Source organism: Curtobacterium sp. 'Ferrero' (assembly GCF_002412165.1).
In the GTDB taxonomy this organism is placed as follows: Bacteria; Actinomycetota; Actinomycetes; order Actinomycetales; family Microbacteriaceae; genus Curtobacterium.
Genome location: NZ_NXIA01000004.1, coordinates 192,180 through 207,535, shown reverse-complemented (window position 1 = coordinate 207,535; position 15,356 = coordinate 192,180). Strand labels below are relative to the sequence as shown.

The 15,356-nt window shown below is 68.9% G+C and carries 17 protein-coding genes; 8 read left to right on the top strand and 9 right to left on the bottom strand.

What is annotated here, in order from left to right; genetic code table 11:
• Nucleotides 1–203: 203 nt before the first annotated feature.
• Nucleotides 204–1,244, bottom strand: a complete 1,041-nt coding sequence (locus tag Csp2054_RS06345; protein ID WP_176491585.1) for an LLM class flavin-dependent oxidoreductase — start codon at nt 1,242–1,244, stop codon at nt 204–206.
• 170 nt (nt 1,245–1,414) lie between these two features.
• On the opposite strand from Csp2054_RS06345, the gene Csp2054_RS06340 reads away from it, so the two are divergent.
• From Csp2054_RS06340 to Csp2054_RS06330, 3 genes are all read left to right on the top strand, one after another.
• On the top strand, nt 1,415–3,970 hold the full coding sequence (locus Csp2054_RS06340; protein WP_096898452.1) for a DEAD/DEAH box helicase: 2,556 nt from the start codon (nt 1,415–1,417) through the stop codon (nt 3,968–3,970).
• Nucleotides 3,970–4,491, top strand: coding sequence for a GNAT family N-acetyltransferase (locus tag Csp2054_RS06335; protein WP_096898451.1), 522 nt, complete (start codon nt 3,970–3,972; stop codon nt 4,489–4,491). The genes Csp2054_RS06340 and Csp2054_RS06335 overlap by 1 nt, the downstream gene beginning before the upstream one ends.
• Before the next feature lie 66 nt (nt 4,492–4,557).
• A complete protein-coding gene (locus tag Csp2054_RS06330; protein ID WP_096898450.1) occupies nt 4,558–4,809 on the top strand; it encodes a DUF6458 family protein in 252 nt (83 codons plus the stop codon).
• A gap of 60 nt (nt 4,810–4,869) precedes the next feature.
• On the opposite strand, the gene Csp2054_RS06325 is transcribed toward Csp2054_RS06330, so the two are convergent.
• Both Csp2054_RS06325 and Csp2054_RS06320 read right to left on the bottom strand, forming a co-directional pair.
• The gene (locus tag Csp2054_RS06325) at nt 4,870–5,391 is read right to left on the bottom strand and encodes a ribonuclease H (protein ID WP_096898449.1); all 522 of its coding nucleotides are present in this window, start codon (nt 5,389–5,391) and stop codon (nt 4,870–4,872) included.
• Between the two features lie 93 nt (nt 5,392–5,484).
• Nucleotides 5,485–6,366, bottom strand: coding sequence for a LysM peptidoglycan-binding domain-containing protein (locus Csp2054_RS06320; RefSeq protein ID WP_096898448.1), 882 nt, complete (start codon nt 6,364–6,366; stop codon nt 5,485–5,487).
• 96 nt (nt 6,367–6,462) lie between these two features.
• Here Csp2054_RS06320 and Csp2054_RS06315 point away from each other — a divergent pair, with 96 nt between their 5' ends.
• Nucleotides 6,463–6,795: a hypothetical protein gene (locus Csp2054_RS06315; RefSeq protein WP_096898447.1), complete on the top strand. Its 333-nt coding sequence runs from the start codon at nt 6,463–6,465 to the stop codon at nt 6,793–6,795.
• Here the strand turns inward: Csp2054_RS06315 and Csp2054_RS06310 are convergent.
• From Csp2054_RS06310 to Csp2054_RS06300, 3 genes are all read right to left on the bottom strand, one after another.
• Nucleotides 6,792–7,364: a hypothetical protein gene (locus Csp2054_RS06310; protein ID WP_096898446.1), complete on the bottom strand. Its 573-nt coding sequence runs from the start codon at nt 7,362–7,364 to the stop codon at nt 6,792–6,794. The genes Csp2054_RS06315 and Csp2054_RS06310 overlap by 4 nt on opposite strands.
• Nucleotides 7,365–7,383: 19 nt before the next feature.
• Nucleotides 7,384–8,202, bottom strand: a complete 819-nt coding sequence (locus tag Csp2054_RS06305; protein ID WP_096898445.1) for an aldo/keto reductase — start codon at nt 8,200–8,202, stop codon at nt 7,384–7,386.
• A gap of 133 nt (nt 8,203–8,335) precedes the next feature.
• Nucleotides 8,336–9,541, bottom strand: a complete 1,206-nt coding sequence (locus Csp2054_RS06300) for an MFS transporter (RefSeq protein ID WP_096898444.1) — start codon at nt 9,539–9,541, stop codon at nt 8,336–8,338.
• A 401-nt stretch (nt 9,542–9,942) separates the two neighbouring features.
• Here Csp2054_RS06300 and nrdH point away from each other — a divergent pair, with 401 nt between their 5' ends.
• The 4 genes from nrdH to nrdF all read left to right on the top strand — a co-directional run bounded on the left by nrdH (nt 9,943) and on the right by nrdF (nt 13,877).
• The gene (gene nrdH / locus Csp2054_RS06295; protein ID WP_022904483.1) at nt 9,943–10,176 is read left to right on the top strand and encodes a glutaredoxin-like protein NrdH; all 234 of its coding nucleotides are present in this window, start codon (nt 9,943–9,945) and stop codon (nt 10,174–10,176) included.
• Between the two features lie 88 nt (nt 10,177–10,264).
• A complete protein-coding gene (gene nrdI, locus Csp2054_RS06290) occupies nt 10,265–10,681 on the top strand; it encodes a class Ib ribonucleoside-diphosphate reductase assembly flavoprotein NrdI (protein WP_096898443.1) in 417 nt (138 codons plus the stop codon).
• Between the two features lie 17 nt (nt 10,682–10,698).
• Nucleotides 10,699–12,804, top strand: coding sequence for a class 1b ribonucleoside-diphosphate reductase subunit alpha (gene nrdE, locus Csp2054_RS06285; RefSeq protein ID WP_096898442.1), 2,106 nt, complete (start codon nt 10,699–10,701; stop codon nt 12,802–12,804).
• Between the two features lie 98 nt (nt 12,805–12,902).
• Nucleotides 12,903–13,877 carry a class 1b ribonucleoside-diphosphate reductase subunit beta gene (gene nrdF, locus Csp2054_RS06280; protein WP_096898441.1) on the top strand — a complete coding sequence of 325 codons (975 nt, stop codon included), beginning with the start codon at nt 12,903–12,905 and terminating at the stop codon, nt 13,875–13,877.
• A gap of 118 nt (nt 13,878–13,995) precedes the next feature.
• Here the strand turns inward: nrdF and Csp2054_RS06275 are convergent, their stop codons facing one another.
• From Csp2054_RS06275 to Csp2054_RS06265, 3 genes are all read right to left on the bottom strand, one after another.
• Nucleotides 13,996–14,211 (bottom strand): hypothetical protein, encoded by a 216-nt coding sequence (locus Csp2054_RS06275; protein ID WP_096898440.1) that lies wholly within the window; start codon nt 14,209–14,211, stop codon nt 13,996–13,998.
• A gap of 15 nt (nt 14,212–14,226) precedes the next feature.
• Entirely contained in the window at nt 14,227–14,736 is a 510-nt protein-coding gene (locus Csp2054_RS06270; protein WP_096898439.1) for a hypothetical protein, read from the bottom strand.
• 233 nt (nt 14,737–14,969) lie between these two features.
• A complete protein-coding gene (locus Csp2054_RS06265; protein WP_096898438.1) occupies nt 14,970–15,350 on the bottom strand; it encodes a hypothetical protein in 381 nt (126 codons plus the stop codon).
• Between the last annotated feature and the right edge of the window lie 6 nt (nt 15,351–15,356).

Genomic DNA, 15,356 nt, shown 5'->3' with positions numbered 1-15,356 from the left:
GGCACAATAGTGTGACGAACAATCACGTTGGCTGCGGGTTGGCTGTGACAAACCGACCGGTCGGTGCGACGATGGCAGCACCATCCCGTGCGGATCAGGGACGGGATGGTCATCCGGCGGGGGCCCGGGAACTCACCAGCCCGACGGGGCCCCCGCCGGATGCCACCGGGCAGCCGCCTCGCTCGGGCGTTCCCCGACGGGTCCTAGCCGGCGTGCTCGGCACAGACCGCCGGGGCGACCTCCTCGGCCACGATCCGGAGGATGCGCTCGTGCGACGCGGCGTCGCCGTTCGCCGGCAGGGTGATCACGAGCTCGTCCGTCGTCCGCACGGCCGGGTCGGCGAGCAGCGTCTCGGTGATCTCGGCGACCGAACCCGACACGACCCGGCTGAACCGGAAGGGCGGCGTGCCGGACAGCGGGCGACCCTCGTCGTCCATCCCGGAGGCGTACCCGGTGAGGAACTCCTCGTGCACCGCCCGGTCGTGGTCGTCGAGGAGGGGCACCACGATCCGGCCCACGGCCACCTTCGGCGTCCGGCCCGCGAACCGGCCCTCGGCCTGCAGCTCGGCGAAGCGCTCACGGTACGCCGCGATCTGGTCCGCCTGCGCCACCGCGAACGGCGCTCCGGTGTCCTCGGTGTTCAGGGTCGAGCAGTGCAGCAGCAGGCCCTTCTCGGCCGTGCGGACCGCGGTGCCCATGCTGCCGCCGCCCCACCACACCCGGTCGCGCAAGCCCGGGCTGAGCGGCTGCAGGGTCAGGTCGGCACCGGCCGGGATGCTCTCGTAGCCCTTGCCGGCCGATCCGAGCGGCTCCCCCTGCAGCACCTCGAGCAGTCGGGCGGCCCGGGCCTCGGCCTCGTCGCGGAAGCTGCGGTCGACCGAGCCGAACACCGGGTCGAGGATCGGCCCGTACCCGGCGATCCCGGTGCTGATGCCGAGCTGCACGCGCCCGCCGCTCAGCAGGTCGACCGTGCTGGCGTCCTCGGCGAGCCGGATCGGGTCCTCGTACCGCATGCCGAGGACGGCCGTGCCGAACCGGATCGTGCTCGTCCGCTGGGCGGCCGCCGCGAAGAACGTCATCGGACTGGTGAGGAACGGCTCGAAGTGCCGACCGCGCACCCAGCCGGTGCCGTAGCCGGACGCCTCCGCGGCGGCGAACAGCCGGAGGCCGTCCTCCAGCGCGGCGGCGGCACCTGCGGTGCCAGCGTGGTTCGGGACGAAGGAGAGGAATCCGAGTTCGCGCACCGGTCCACTGTATGCGGACGCATCCACGTGCGGGACGGGAGGCGCGGTGCGGGCCCGCACCGTTCCTCTCCCCACCGGCACGGCCGGCCCGCCGCTGACGCGTCGGTCCGGAACCGGCGGCGTGGGCCCAGTCCGTCGGTCGGTCACCACCCACCTGGGAGGATGGTCACATGACCGACGTCACCACCCAGCCTCCGCTCGTCGCCGCCCTGCCGGCGGCGGTCGACGGTGTCGTCGACCCGGACGCCGTCTACGAGGCGTTCGCCGCCTGGGCCGCCGAGGGCGGCCGTCCGCTCTACCCGGCGCAGGACGAAGCGGTCATCGAACTCGTGTCCGGCGCGAACGTCGTCCTGTCGACGCCCACCGGCACCGGGAAGTCCCTCGTCGCCGCCGGGGCGCACTTCGCGGCGCTCGCCGAGGGGAAGCGGAGCTACTACACGGCGCCGATCAAGGCCCTCGTCTCCGAGAAGTTCTTCCAGCTCGTCGACCTGTTCGGTGCGCAGAACGTCGGCATGGTGACCGGCGACTCGAGCGTCAACGCGGACGCCCCGATCGTGTGCTGCACGGCTGAGATCCTCGCGAACCTGGCGCTGCGGCAGGGACCCGATGCCGAGGTGGACGTCGTCGTGATGGACGAGTTCCACTACTACGGCGACCCCGATCGGGGCTGGGCGTGGCAGGTGCCGCTGCTCGTCCTCGAACGCGCGCAGTTCCTGCTCATGTCGGCGACGCTCGGCGACGTCACCACCATCGCGGACGACCTCTCCCGGCGGACCGGTCGTCCGACCGCGCGGGTGACCGGCGTGTCCCGGCCCGTGCCGCTGACCTACGAGTACGTGATGACGCCCGTGCAGGAGACCGTCGAACGGCTGCTCGAGGAGGGCAAGGCGCCGGTCTACATCGTGCACTTCGCCCAGGCCGCCGCCCTCGAGCGGGCGCAGGCGCTCATGTCGGTGAAGGTCGCGTCGCGCGAACGCCGGGACGAGATCGCCGAGGCCATCGCGGGCTTCCGGTTCAGCGCCGGCTTCGGACAGACGCTCTCCCGACTCGTGCGGGCCGGCATCGGCGTGCACCACGCCGGCATGCTCCCGAAGTACCGACGGCTGATCGAGCAGCTCGCGCAGCGGGGTCTCCTGCCGGTCATCTGCGGCACGGACACCCTCGGCGTCGGCATCAACGTCCCCATCCGCTCGGTGCTGCTCACGGGGCTGACGAAGTTCGACGGCTCCCGGATGCGGCAGCTCTCCGCTCGGGAGTTCCACCAGATCGCCGGACGGGCCGGTCGTGCCGGGTACGACACCGAGGGCGACGTCGTCGCCGAGGCCCCCGAGCACGAGATCGAGAACGCCCGCGCGCTCGCCAAGGCCGGCGACGACCCGAAGAAGAAGGGCAAGGTCAAGAAGAAGAAGGCTCCCGACGGGTTCGTCTCCTGGGGGCAGGCGTCGTTCGACAAGCTCATCGCGGCCGAGCCCGAGCCGATGGTGTCCCGCATGCGGATCACGCACGCCATGGTGCTGTCCGTCGTGGCGCGTGGGGGCTCCCCCTTCGAGGACGTCCGGTCGCTCGTCTTCGACAACCACGAGCCCCGCTCCCGGCAACTCGCGATGGCCCGGCGGGCGATCACCATCGGACGGACGCTCATCAACGCCCGGGTGATCGAGAAGGTGGACGGCTCCTACCGGCTCACCGTCGACGTCGCGCCGAACTTCGCGCTCAACCAGCCGCTCTCACCGTTCGCGCTCGCCGCGTTCGAGCTGCTCGACCCGACCTCGCCGACCTACGCACTCGACATGGTGTCGATCGTCGAGTCGACCCTCGACGACCCGCGGGCCATCCTCGCGCAGCAGCAGTTCAAGGAGCGCGGCGAGGCCGTCGCCCGCATGAAGCAGGAGGGCATCGAGTACGAGGAGCGGATGGAGCTGCTCGAGGAGGTCACCTGGCCCAAGCCGCTCGACGAGCTGCTGGCGGCCGCGTACGAGGCCTACGCGGCCGAGCAGCCGTGGGTCCTCGACTTCCAGCTCTCGCCCAAGGCCGTCGTCCGCGACATGTACGAGCGCGCGATGACCTTCGGCGACTTCGTGCGGTTCTACCAGCTCACCCGCTCCGAGGGACTCGTGCTCCGCTACCTCTCCGACGCCTACCGCACCATGCGGCAGACGATCATCGAGGAGCAGCGCACCCCCGAGCTCGACGACCTCATCGAGTGGCTCGGCGAGGTCGTCAAGCAGACCGACTCCTCACTCGTCGACGAGTGGGAGGCGCTGCTCAACGGCGACGTGGCACTCGCGGAGGCCGAGCACGAGGAGATCGCGCCGCCGCAGCCCGCACGCCTGACGGGCAACGCCCGCGCCTTCCGCGTGCTCGTGCGGAACGCCCTGTTCCAGCGCGTGCTGCTCGCCGCCGCCGACGACGTGGACGGGCTGGCCGCGCTCGACGGTGCGGCAGGGTTCGGGCGCGACGAGTGGGACGCCGCGCTCGAGGAGTACTACGACTCGCACGACTCCGTGGGCATCGACGCCGACGCCCGGTCGATGCAGTACCTGCAGCTGACCGAGGGGTCCCGGACGTGGCGCGCCCGGCAGACGTTCGCCGACCCGTCGGGGGACCGCGACTTCGGGTTCTCGGCGACGATCGACCTGGACGCTTCCGACGAGGCCGGCGAGGCCGTCATCCGGGTGACCGAGATCGGCCGGTTCGACGGCTGGGCCGAGGTGGACGTCGACTGATGACCGCCGTGGTCCGTGCGCTCGGAGCAGACGACGTCGACGCACTGCAGGCGTTGCTCGAGACCGTCCCGGAGTACGCGGAACGGATCACCGGGTACCCGCCCGGACCGTCCGACGGGCTGAGCGCGTTGATCTCGGTACCGGACGGCTTCGACCCGCTGGGCAAGCACGGTCTCGGGCTCTGGGAGGACGGCCTGCTCGTGGCGTTCGCGGACGTACTCGTCGGCTACCCGGCGCCGACCGTCGCGTACATCGGGTTGCTCGTCGTCCGGGGCGGCTCGCAGGGCCGCGGGTACGGGCGGGCGGTGCACGACGCCGTGGTCGCACTCGTGCGGACGGTGGATCGCGCTCCGGTCGACCGTCTCCGGCTCGGGATCGTCGCGACCAACGCCGACGTCGCGGAGCCGTTCTGGCGCGCGCTCGGGTACGAGCCGACCGGGGAGACGAAGCCGTACCGGTACGACCACCTGGAGAGCACGGTCTCGCTCTGGGAACGGCCGCTCTGGGAACGGTCCCGCTGACGGCCGGGTACGTTCGATGGCAGTTCCGCGCCGACCCGTGCACGGAGCCCGACGGAAGGACCAGCCATGCGCATCGGATCGAGCATCGCCCTGATCGTGATCGGCGCCATCGTGGCGTTCGCCGTGAACTACCAGGTCGCCGGGATCGACCTCCGCCTGATCGGTTACATCCTGATGGCCGCCGGCGTCGTCCTGCTCATCATCAGCCTGGCGGTGGGGTTCGGCGGACGTCGGACCACGACGACCACCCGGTCCGGTGTCGACCCCGCGTCGGGTGAGCGGATCACGCAGCAGGACCGCCGCGACGGCACCTACTGAGTCAGCCGCGTCGTACTGCCCGGTCCTGGTGGCTCGGCCGTCGGGGCACGGGGAGCGTCGTCAGAACAGCGTCGCCGGAGGAGTGGCCTCCGGCACGGGCTCCGGCTCGGTGACCTCGACACCCGGCCAGCCCGGCCCGTGCGGGACCTCGGTGCCGTTCTGGTACGCGGTCGCCGCACCGCGCGCTCGCACGTCGGCCGCCTCGTTCATCTCGTGCCCCACGTGACCGCGGACCCACTCGAACGTGACGTCGCGGCCCTGGAGCTCGGCGTCGAGTTCCTTGATGATCTCCACGTTGAGCACCGGCTTGCCGTCGGCCTTGCGCCAGCCCTTCCGCTTCCACCCGGCGAGCCACTCGGTGCAGGCCTTGATGGCGTACTGGCTGTCGCACAGGATGCGCAGCGGCTCGCCCGTGCCCTTCGTGGCCCGGAGCAGCTGCAGCACCGCGGTGAGTTCGCCCTGGTTGTTCGTCGCCCGCGGCCAGCCGCCGGCGGCCCAGCGGTCGTCGTCGACGTACCAGGCCCAGCCTGCGGGGCCGGGGTTGCCGAGGGCGGAGCCGTCAGCGGCGGCGACGATCGTCACGGTGGGACCTCCTGGGTGGTGCGGCGTGCCGGTCGAGCGTAACGGACCACGGCGACAGCGCCCGACACCTCGTCTCGCCGGACCTGCTCCGGCTCAGCGGGTCGACGGGTCGAGGTTCAGCGTCGTGCCCTCGTCGATCCAGCCGTCGTTGCGCACCCGCATCGTCGGGTTGAGCCACCTGAGCTGCGCGATGGAGATCCCGAAGCGCTTCGCGACCGTGGTCTGGTCGTCACCGTGGGCGACCTGGTAGGACCGCGCACGGGCGTCGGTCCCGTCCGTCGCGGTGATGAGCTCGCCGGAGTGGTCGAACACGTAGCCGTAGGCGCCGGGCCGTGCTGCGCCCAGCGTCAACCGGAAGTCCGGGTACGGGTTCGGCAGCGTCCAGTCGAGCTCGCCGACCGCCAGCGCGGTGCCGATCCAGGACGGGGCGTCCGCGTTGCCGTCGTCGGGGGAGGACGTCGGGATGAGGACCACGTCGTGCAGCCAGTCCGGGTGCGTCCCCGCCTCGTCGAGCGGCACGGACGTCGGTGCGGCCTCGGACGGGTCCCAGGTCGTCGAGCCGATGCCGCTGCCCCCGCCGACGTACTCGCCGAGCGTGGCGTTCCGGAGGAACTCGACGGTCATCCGCTGCGGGTTCGTCGTGCGGTAGCCGGACAGGCGACCCTCGAACGTGCCGCCCTGGTCGGCGACCACCTCGACGTGCACTCGGGTGTCGCCCGACTTCGAGACGGCATCGGTCCGCGCCACGACCGTCCCGACCGGGATCGACGACTTCGACACGGTGCCAGCGGTGTCCCCGGAGTCCGACGAGGCTTCGGTCCGGCCCCCGTCCTGCGTGCCACCGGTCGGCGCGGCGCTCGCCGTCCGGTCGAGCGTCGGACGGGGCAGGGCGTCGTCACCGCCGAACACCGAGCACCCGCTGAGCAGCAGTGTCGTCACCCCGAGCAGGGCGATCGCCCCGGTCGTGCGTCCCATGTGGTTCCCCCTCGCGACGACCCTAACCGGACGCGAACCGGATGAGGGCCGTCGTGACCGAAACGTCACCGGGGGCGTCGGCCTACTGTCCTCCGCATGAGCGACAGCATCCCCGACCGCCCTGAGCCCGCCGACGACCGTGCCCGCAGCGACGAGCTGCGCGACGCGGCACGGCACGAGGGTGCCGACGGCGTGGACGACCGGACGCAGCGCGCGGCGGACACGTCGTACAGCCCGTCGAGCGAGCGCGAGACGGTGGCGGCGCAGACCGAGCAGCGGGATCGCGCCGAATTGGAGGCGGACGGGATCGATCCGTCGCGTATCGTCGCGGCTCCCGGCACCGGGGGCGCGGACGACGCCGGTGACGTGGAGCCGGAGCCGGGCGACCTGAACCTGCCGTGGCAGTCGGAGGAGGACCGCCGGGGCTAGCCCGCCACCCGGTCGAGCGCACGGACGAGCTCGTCACCGTCGCGGACGTCCCAGAAGGCGAACAACTGCGGGCCGAAGAACCCGTCGAGTCCGGTGTTCGCGTAGATCCGGGTGACCGCCGCACCGCCGAGGAGCGCCGCCGCCCCGCGGGGATCTCCGGCGTTCCACTCGACGGAGCAGTGTCGACGGCCGCCGCTCCAGGTGATGGTCCGGTCGGTGCGGCCGATCGGCACCTCGCGCAGGCCTCGAGGTGTGATGATCATCGCCCGGCGGGAGGTGACCGCGTAGACGGTCGTGCGCTTGCGGTGGGCCTTGACGAGGAAACGGCCGAACACGAGGTGGAGGCCGACCAGCGTCAGCGCGACGGGGATCACCAGTTCCGGTCCGACGCCGGCGCTCCTCGGGATGCCGATCAGCGAGGAGACCACGAACCCGGTCCAGATGAGCGAGAACGGGACCAGGAAGCCGTCCCGCGGTCCGAACAGCTTCCCCGGGTCGCTCGTCCCCGCCCAGTACAGCTGCTCGTCCGGTCGGAGGTGCTCGCGCGCAGTCTGTCGAGGATCGTTCACCACGGAGAACGTACGCGCGTCAGGACACCGAGTCCGGGTGCGACCCCGTCCGCTGCCCGGTTTCGAGGGTCGCGATCGCCGCGAGGTCTTCCTCGGTCAGCACGAAGCCGTCGACGTCGAGGTTGGACCGGATCCGCGACGGCGTCACCGACTTCGGCAGCACCACGACGCCCTGCTGCACGTTCCACCGCACGAGGACCTGCGCCACGCTCACCCCGTGCGCGTCGGCGATCCGTGTCAGCACCGGTTCGTCGATGAGCCGTCCGCGGCCGAGCGGCGACCACGCCTCGGTCACGATGCCGTGCGGCGCGTGGAAGTCCAGCAGCTCGTGCTGCGGCAGCCACGGGTGCCGCTCGACCTGGTTCACCGCCGGCGCCTCGCCCGTCTCGGCGATGATCCGTTCGAGGTGCGGCACCTGGAAGTTCGACACCCCGACACTGCGCGCACGGCCCGAGTCGCGGAGCTCGACGAGCGTGCGCCACGTCTCGACGTACCGGTCGTTCGCGGCGGCGGGCCAGTGGATGAGGTACAGGTCGACGGTCTCCAGCCCGAGCCGGTCGAGACTGGCGTCGAACGCCCGCAGGGTCGCGTCGCGACCCTGGTGGTCGTTCCACACCTTGGTCGTCACGAAGACGTCGTCACGGTCCAGCCGGGAGGCGCGGATCGCCTTCCCGACGCCGGTCTCGTTGCCGTACATCTCGGCGGTGTCGACGTGCCGGTAGCCGGCGTCGAGCGCCAGCCCGACCGCGGTCTCGGCTGCGGCGTCGTCGACCTTGTAGACGCCGAAGCCGATCGCGGGGATCGACGCGCCGTCGCGGAGGGGGACCGAGGTGACCATGCACCCATCCTGCCGGTCGTGGCGGGGGTGCGCCGCGCCTCCAGGCCGGTGCCCGCACCACGAGATCGACGTCCCGCGCGTCGATCGACGTGTGCGGTGTCGAAACGCGCGCGTTTCGTGGAGCGGGTCGTGCCTACGTGGGGAGGTTCACCGGCTCGGTGTCGGGGATGGGGCTGGCGTCGCGGCCACGGAGATCGGGCAGCCAGCGCTTGGACACGAGGGGGAGCAGCACACCGACCGCGGCCATGCCCGCACCGACCATCAGCCCGCCCGTCGGACCGTGCAGGTCGATCAGGAAGCCCGCGACCGCGGAGCCGCCGGCGGCGCCGATGAGCTGTCCGGTGCCCATCCAGCCGTACGCCTCGGCCGTGTCGGAGAACTTCACGGTGGCGGAGACCGAGCCGAACATGACCGCGAGGGCCGGGGCGATGCCCGCGCCGGCGATCACGAGCGCCAGGCAGAGCCACCAGAAGTCCGTCCCGCCGACCGCGAGCGCGAGTCCGACGAAGACGATCGCCATGCGGGTCCAGAGGGTGTTCGGCGAGATCGGGCGGTGGCCGAACGCGAGGCCGCCGACGAGCGACCCGATCGCGAAGACCGCCAGGACGATGCCGGCGTTCGGGCTGCCCTCACCGAACACGCTCGTGACGCTCGCCTCGACCGCGGCGCAGGCCCCGATCAGGAGCAGACCGGTGAGGGTGGCGACGACGACCGAGGGGCGGCGCAGGACGACGCCGAACGCGCGCTTCGACCGCGGGATGCGGACGCGGCCGAGCTCCGGGGAGGCGATGAACCAGACGCCGCCGATGACGAGGAACGCCATCGCGACGACGATCGCCTCGACCGTGCCGACCTGGGTCGCGACGAACGTGGTGATGACCGGCCCGGCCACCCAGATGAGCTCCTGTGCGCTGGCGTCGAGCGAGAACAGCGGGGTGAGCTGCGTGGAGGTCACCATCTTCGGGTAGATCGTCCGCACAGCGGGCTGCACGGGCGGGACGGCCAGTCCGCCGATGAACCCGACGACGACGTACCCCCAGAGCGGCATCAGCACGAAGCCGACGACCCCCATGCTCGCGAGCGCGACGATGCTCGTGAGGATCAGCACCGGGCGCATGCCCCAGCTGCCCATCCACCGGCTGGTGAGCGGTCCCGCGATCGCCTGCCCGATGCTCGTCGTCGCGAGGACGAGACCCGCGGCGCCGTACGAGTCGAAGACGTGCTCGACGTGGAGCAGGTAGGCCAGCGAGAGCATCCCGAACGGGAACCGGGCGGTGAGCTGCGCGGCGATCACCCGGCCGACGCCGGGGGTCTTCAGGAGGGTGCCGTACGCGCTCACGAGACGAGTGTACGGACCGGACGGACGGGGCTGGCCCCCGGTCGGGGACGTGTGCGCGGGCCGCTCGTGTGCAGGGTGTCCGGCGGGGGTGCGAGCAGGGTTCCGCGACACGCCGACCGAACGTTTCCACAGATGTGGATCGGGACTGTCCACGGGTGTGGGGAAGTGTCGGTGGTCGGGCGGAGACTGGCGGAATCCCGGGCCTCTCGGGAATCCACAGACTGTGGACGACGTTGTGGAGAACTACACGGCTGTAACACTTTCTCTTGTGGTCGGTGCAGCGGCCAGCCACTAGATGTAGTGTGGAGCCATCGCAGCGGCCCTCCTCGGACACGACTGCGGACAGGCATCAGAACCACTCCACAGCAAGCAGAACACCAGCAAGAACACCAGGGGAGAACATGGCCGTCACCGTCTACACCAAGCCGTCCTGCGTCCAGTGCACCGCGACGTACCGGGCCCTCGACAACAAGGGCATCCAGTACGAAGTGCACGACGTCTCGACGGACGAAGCCGCGCTCGAGCACGTCAAGAGCCTCGGCTACCTGCAGGCCCCCGTCGTCGTGACCGACGACGACCACTGGTCGGGCTTCCGTCCCGACAAGATCGCGACCCTCAGCGCCGAGCTCGCGTGACCTCCCGGGTGCGTCGCCGTCCCTCCCGGAACCGGTGACGCACCCGCCCTCCGATCTGTTGTCCGCACCTCTCACCAAGGAGCGCACGATGAGCCGCCTCGTCTACTTCTCGAGCGTGTCCGGTTACACGGCCCGCTTCGTCGAGAAGCTCGGCCGGCCGGCAGACCGGATCCCGCTCTTCCCGAGCGACCCCTTCCTGCGGGTCGACGAGCCGTACGTGCTCGTGCTGCCGACCTACGGCGGCGGGAACGGACACGGTGCGGTCCCCAAGCAGGTCATCAAGTTCCTGAACGACGAGCAGAACCGTTCCCTCATCCGGGGCGTCATCGTCGGGGGCAACACCAACTTCGGCGACGCCTACGGGCTCGCCGGGGACGTCATCGCGCAGAAGTGCGGCGTTCCCCTCCTGTACCGCTTCGAACTCTTCGGAACGCCTGACGACGTGCAGGCCGTCAACACTGGATTGGATGCATTTTGGACGCAGCAGTTGCAGACGTCGATCTGACGTCGCCGCAGACGGGGATGGACTACCACTCCCTCAACGCGATGCTCAACCTCTACGACTCGGACGGGAACATCCAGTTCGACAAGGACCGTGAGGCCGCCAAGCAGTTCTTCCTGCAGCACGTCAACCAGAACACCGTCTTCTTCCACAACCTGAAGGAGCGGCTCGACTACCTGGTCGAGAACGAGTACTACGAGCGCGAGACGATCGACCAGTACTCGCTCGAGTTCATCCAGCGGCTCAACGACCTGGCGTACTCGAAGAAGTTCCGGTTCCAGACGTTCCTCGGTGCGTTCAAGTACTACACGAGCTACACGCTCAAGACGTTCGACGGCAAGCGCTACCTCGAGCGCTTCGAGGACCGCGTCGTGATGACCGCCCTCGGCCTCGCGCAGGGCAACGAGCAGCTCGCGATCGACCTCGTGGAAGAGATCATCGCCGGTCGCTTCCAGCCGGCGACCCCGACGTTCCTCAACACCGCGAAGGCACAGCGCGGCGAGCTCGTCTCCTGCTTCCTCCTCCGCATCGAGGACAACATGGAGTCGATCTCGCGCGGCATCAACTCCTCGCTGCAGCTCTCGAAGCGCGGCGGCGGGGTGGCCCTGCTGCTCTCCAACATCCGCGAGGCCGGCGCCCCGATCAAGCAGATCGAGAACCAGTCCTCGGGCATCATCCCCGTGATGAAGCTGCTGGAAGACTCCTTCTCGTACGCCAACCAGCTCGGTGCGCGTCAGGGTGCCGGTGCCGTCTACCTGTCGGCGCACCACCCGGACATCATGCGGTTCCTCGACACCAAGCGCGAGAACGCGGACGAGAAGATCCGCATCAAGACGCTGTCGCTCGGTGTCGTCGTGCCGGACATCACGTTCGAACTCGCGAAGAACAACGAGGACATGTACCTCTTCTCGCCGTACGACGTCGAGAAGGTCTACGGCATCCCGTTCGGCGACGTGCCGATCTCCGAGAAGTACCGCGAGATGGTCGACGACTCGCGCATCAAGAAGACGAAGATCAAGGCGCGTGACTTCTTCACCACCATCGCCGAGATCCAGTTCGAGTCGGGCTACCCGTACATCGTGTTCGAGGACACGGTGAACAAGGCCAACCCGATCAAGGGTCGGATCAACATGTCCAACCTGTGCTCGGAGATCCTGCAGGTCAACACCCCGACAACCTTCAACGAGGACCTCTCCTACAAGGAGATCGGCAAGGACATCTCCTGCAACCTCGGGTCGCTCAACATCGCGCTCACCATGGACTCGCCGGACTTCGGCAAGACCATCGAGACCGCAATCCGCGGCCTGACCTCGGTGTCGCAGATGTCGCACATCTCGTCGGTGCGTTCGGTTGAGGACGGCAACGACAAGTCGCACGCCATCGGCCTCGGCCAGATGAACCTGCACGGCTACCTCGCTCGTGAGCGCGTGTACTACGGCTCCGACGAGGGCATCGACTTCACGAACATCTACTTCTACACGGTGCTGTTCCACGCGCTGCGGGCGTCGAACAAGATCGCGATCGAGACCGGGGAGACCTTCGACGGCTTCCGCGACTCGAAGTACGCGTCGGGCGAGTTCTTCGACAAGTACACCGACCAGGAGTGGACGCCGGCGACGGCCCGTGTCGCGGAGCTCTTCGCGAACGCGAACATCGCCATCCCGACGCAGGACGACTGGAAGGCGCTGAAGGCGTCCGTCCAGGAGCACGGCATCTACAACCAGAACCTCCAGGCCGTGCCGCCGACCGGGTCGATCTCGTACATCAACCACTCGACGTCCTCGATCCACCCGATCGCGTCGAAGATCGAGATCCGCAAGGAAGGCAAGCTCGGTCGGGTCTACTACCCGGCGCCGTTCATGACGAACGACAACCTGGACTACTACCAGGACGCGTACGAGATCGGTGCCGAGAAGATCATCGACACCTACGCCGCCGCCACCCAGCACGTCGACCAGGGTCTGTCGCTCACGCTGTTCTTCAAGGACACCGCGACCACGCGCGACATCAACAAGGCCCAGATCTACGCATGGCGCAAGGGCATCAAGACGATCTACTACATCCGTCTGCGCCAGCTCGCGCTCGAGGGCACCGAGGTCGAGGGCTGCGTCAGCTGCATGCTCTGATCGCTCACGCGATCATCCTCCGGACTGGAGGCGCGGGGCGGCCCCGCACCGCGCCTCCAGTCCGCATCTTCGTCAGTCAGTAATCAAAGGAACGTGCGTTGGTCGAGAAGCTGAAGCTCATTGATCGGGTCCAGGCGATCAACTGGAACCGCATCCAGGACGACAAGGACGTGGAGGTCTGGAACCGCCTCGTCAACAACTTCTGGCTGCCCGAGAAGGTGCCGCTGTCGAACGACGTCCAGTCGTGGAACACGCTGACGCCGGCCGAGCAGACGATGACGATGCGGGTCTTCACCGGCCTCACGCTGCTCGACACGATCCAGGGCACCGTCGGCGCCGTGTCGCTCATCCCCGACGCGATCACCCCGCACGAAGAGGCCGTCTACACGAACATCGCGTTCATGGAGTCGGTGCACGCCAAGAGCTACTCGTCGATCTTCTCGACCCTCGCGTCGACGCCCGAGATCGACGAGGCCTTCCGCTGGTCCGAGGAGAACCCGAACCTGCAGAAGAAGGCCCAGATCGTCATGGACTACTACCAGGGCGACAACCCGCTGAAGCGCAAGGTCGCTTCGACGCTGCTCGAGTCGTTCCTGTTCTACTCCGGCTTCTACCTGCCGATGCACTGGTCCTCGCGCGCCAAGCTGACCAACACCGCCGACCTCATCCGCCTCATCATCCGCGACGAGGCCGTGCACGGGTACTACATCGGCTACAAGTACCAGAAAGGTCTCGAACAGGTCACCGAGGCCGAGCGCCAGGAGCTCAAGGACTACACGTTCTCGCTCCTGTTCGAGCTGTACGAGAACGAGACGCAGTACACGCAGGACCTCTACGACGAGGTCGGGCTGAGCGAGGACGTCAAGAAGTTCCTGCACTACAACGCGAACAAGGCGCTGATGAACCTCGGGTACGAGCCGATGTTCCCGAAGGAGCTCACGGAGGTGAACCCGGCGATCCTGTCCGCGCTGTCGCCGAACGCGGACGAGAACCACGACTTCTTCTCGGGGTCGGGGTCGTCGTACGTCATCGGCAAGGCGGTCGTGACGGAGGACGAGGACTGGGACTTCTGATCTCGGTCCGACTCGTGGGGAACGCCCCGCTGGCTTCGGCCGGCGGGGCGTTCTTCCGTTTCGGGTTCCGGACGCGGTCCGAGGGTCATCGACGCGACCGGCCGATTGTCCGGTCGGCTCATCGGGAGGGTGGGCGGTGTCTCTGTTCGAGCAGGCTGTTCCCGATCAGCACGGCGATGACGCTGACGATCCCCAGCACGGTGGCGCCGAACGCGAGTTGCGGAGCGCTACTCCGCTCAGCGGTGAAGCAGGCTGCGATCCCGAGCGCGATGCACGCTCCAGCCGCGAGGAAACCCGTGATCCTGAGTGTGAGCGAGAGGCGTTTCATCTGCATGGTTCCGGTGTCCGGCTACTGTCCGTTGCACCACACCGCCGGACCCGGCGGGATGTTGTGGATGACCACGCCCTTCCCCCGGGCCGAACAGATCGTCACGATGCCGCCGGCGATGGCGAGGAGCCCCGCGAACGTCCCGGCGACTGCGAGGCCGATGCCGGTGACGGCGGTGATCGCTGCTGCCGCGGCGGTGACGCCTCCGGCTGTTCCGAGGATGCCGGCTACTCGAGTGGTGTTGCAGGAGTCGAGGTAGACGTTGAGTTGGATCCCCGTGTAGTCCCATCGGTTCTTGCCGCTGCAGGCGCGCAGCGAGGGGAGCGCGTCGCGGACTTCGGCGATCGCAACCTGGTCGATGGTGGCGTTCCGTGTCGGCTTCCCGGCGGCTGCCCACCCGGTCGCGAAGTCATCCGCGGTGGACGGCGTGACGCCCGCGCTGATCGCCCGTCTTCCGTCGAAGGTGCCCGTGGCGTCGATGGCGGCTTCGAGGGCCGTGGTGACCTGAGGCGGGAGGGCTGAGGACGGCACAGGTGTTCCTCTGGGCACTGCGTCCGCTGGAGCTGCGCCCAGAGTCGTGGTGAAGAGCGCGGTGACAGCGATCGCGATGGTCGCGATGCCGACAGGGCGATGGGTCGTGAAGAGCTTCACTGGATCCTCCTTGCTGGCGTCGTTGCCAGGATCCATAGGCTCGCATGCAAAGCGTTACATTTCAAGTCCGGGATCGTAGATGCGCGCCGTACCGCCACGAATGCGTTCGACGATCATCTCCGGCTCCTGCTGCGCCTCCACTCCGCTCGGTCGAGGAAGTGAAAATGCGCGCCGAACTCGTTCGGACGTTCCGCGGGATCGACCCGCTCGACGTCGAACAGGATCCCGTGGAGCAGGAAGGTCCCGGACGTGAGCTGCTCGAACCCGGCAGCGCCGAACGGCATCCCGTCGCTGATGCCGTACGACAGGGACCCATCGGGCCAAGCCCGCAGCGTGTCGAAGTCCCAGAAGTCGACGTGCCACTCACCGACCAGACTCGGACGGACCCGACGTCGGCGCCACCAGGGCCCTTCTTCGACGAACGTGTGGTCTGGACGGACGGACAGGTACCCCGCGAGATCATTCGGGTGATCCGGCAGTCGCAACAGGTACAAGCCTGC

Bases quoted from the DNA above. Each gene is read 5' to 3' on its own strand.
- nrdH (WP_022904483.1), top strand. From the start codon at position 9,943: ATGGCCGTCACCGTCTACACCAAGCCGTCCTGCGTCCAGTGCACCGCG.
- nrdI (WP_096898443.1), top strand. From the start codon at position 10,265: ATGAGCCGCCTCGTCTACTTCTCGAGCGTGTCCGGTTACACGGCCCGC.
- Csp2054_RS06335 (WP_096898451.1), top strand. From the start codon at position 3,970: ATGACCGCCGTGGTCCGTGCGCTCGGAGCAGACGACGTCGACGCACTG.
- Csp2054_RS06320 (WP_096898448.1), bottom strand. From the start codon at position 6,366: ATGGGACGCACGACCGGGGCGATCGCCCTGCTCGGGGTGACGACACTG.
- Csp2054_RS06305 (WP_096898445.1), bottom strand. From the start codon at position 8,202: ATGGTCACCTCGGTCCCCCTCCGCGACGGCGCGTCGATCCCCGCGATC.
- Csp2054_RS06315 (WP_096898447.1), top strand. From the start codon at position 6,463: ATGAGCGACAGCATCCCCGACCGCCCTGAGCCCGCCGACGACCGTGCC.
- nrdE (WP_096898442.1), top strand. From the start codon at position 10,699: ATGGACTACCACTCCCTCAACGCGATGCTCAACCTCTACGACTCGGAC.
- Csp2054_RS06340 (WP_096898452.1), top strand. From the start codon at position 1,415: ATGACCGACGTCACCACCCAGCCTCCGCTCGTCGCCGCCCTGCCGGCG.
- Csp2054_RS06275 (WP_096898440.1), bottom strand. From the start codon at position 14,211: ATGCAGATGAAACGCCTCTCGCTCACACTCAGGATCACGGGTTTCCTC.
- Csp2054_RS06330 (WP_096898450.1), top strand. From the start codon at position 4,558: ATGCGCATCGGATCGAGCATCGCCCTGATCGTGATCGGCGCCATCGTG.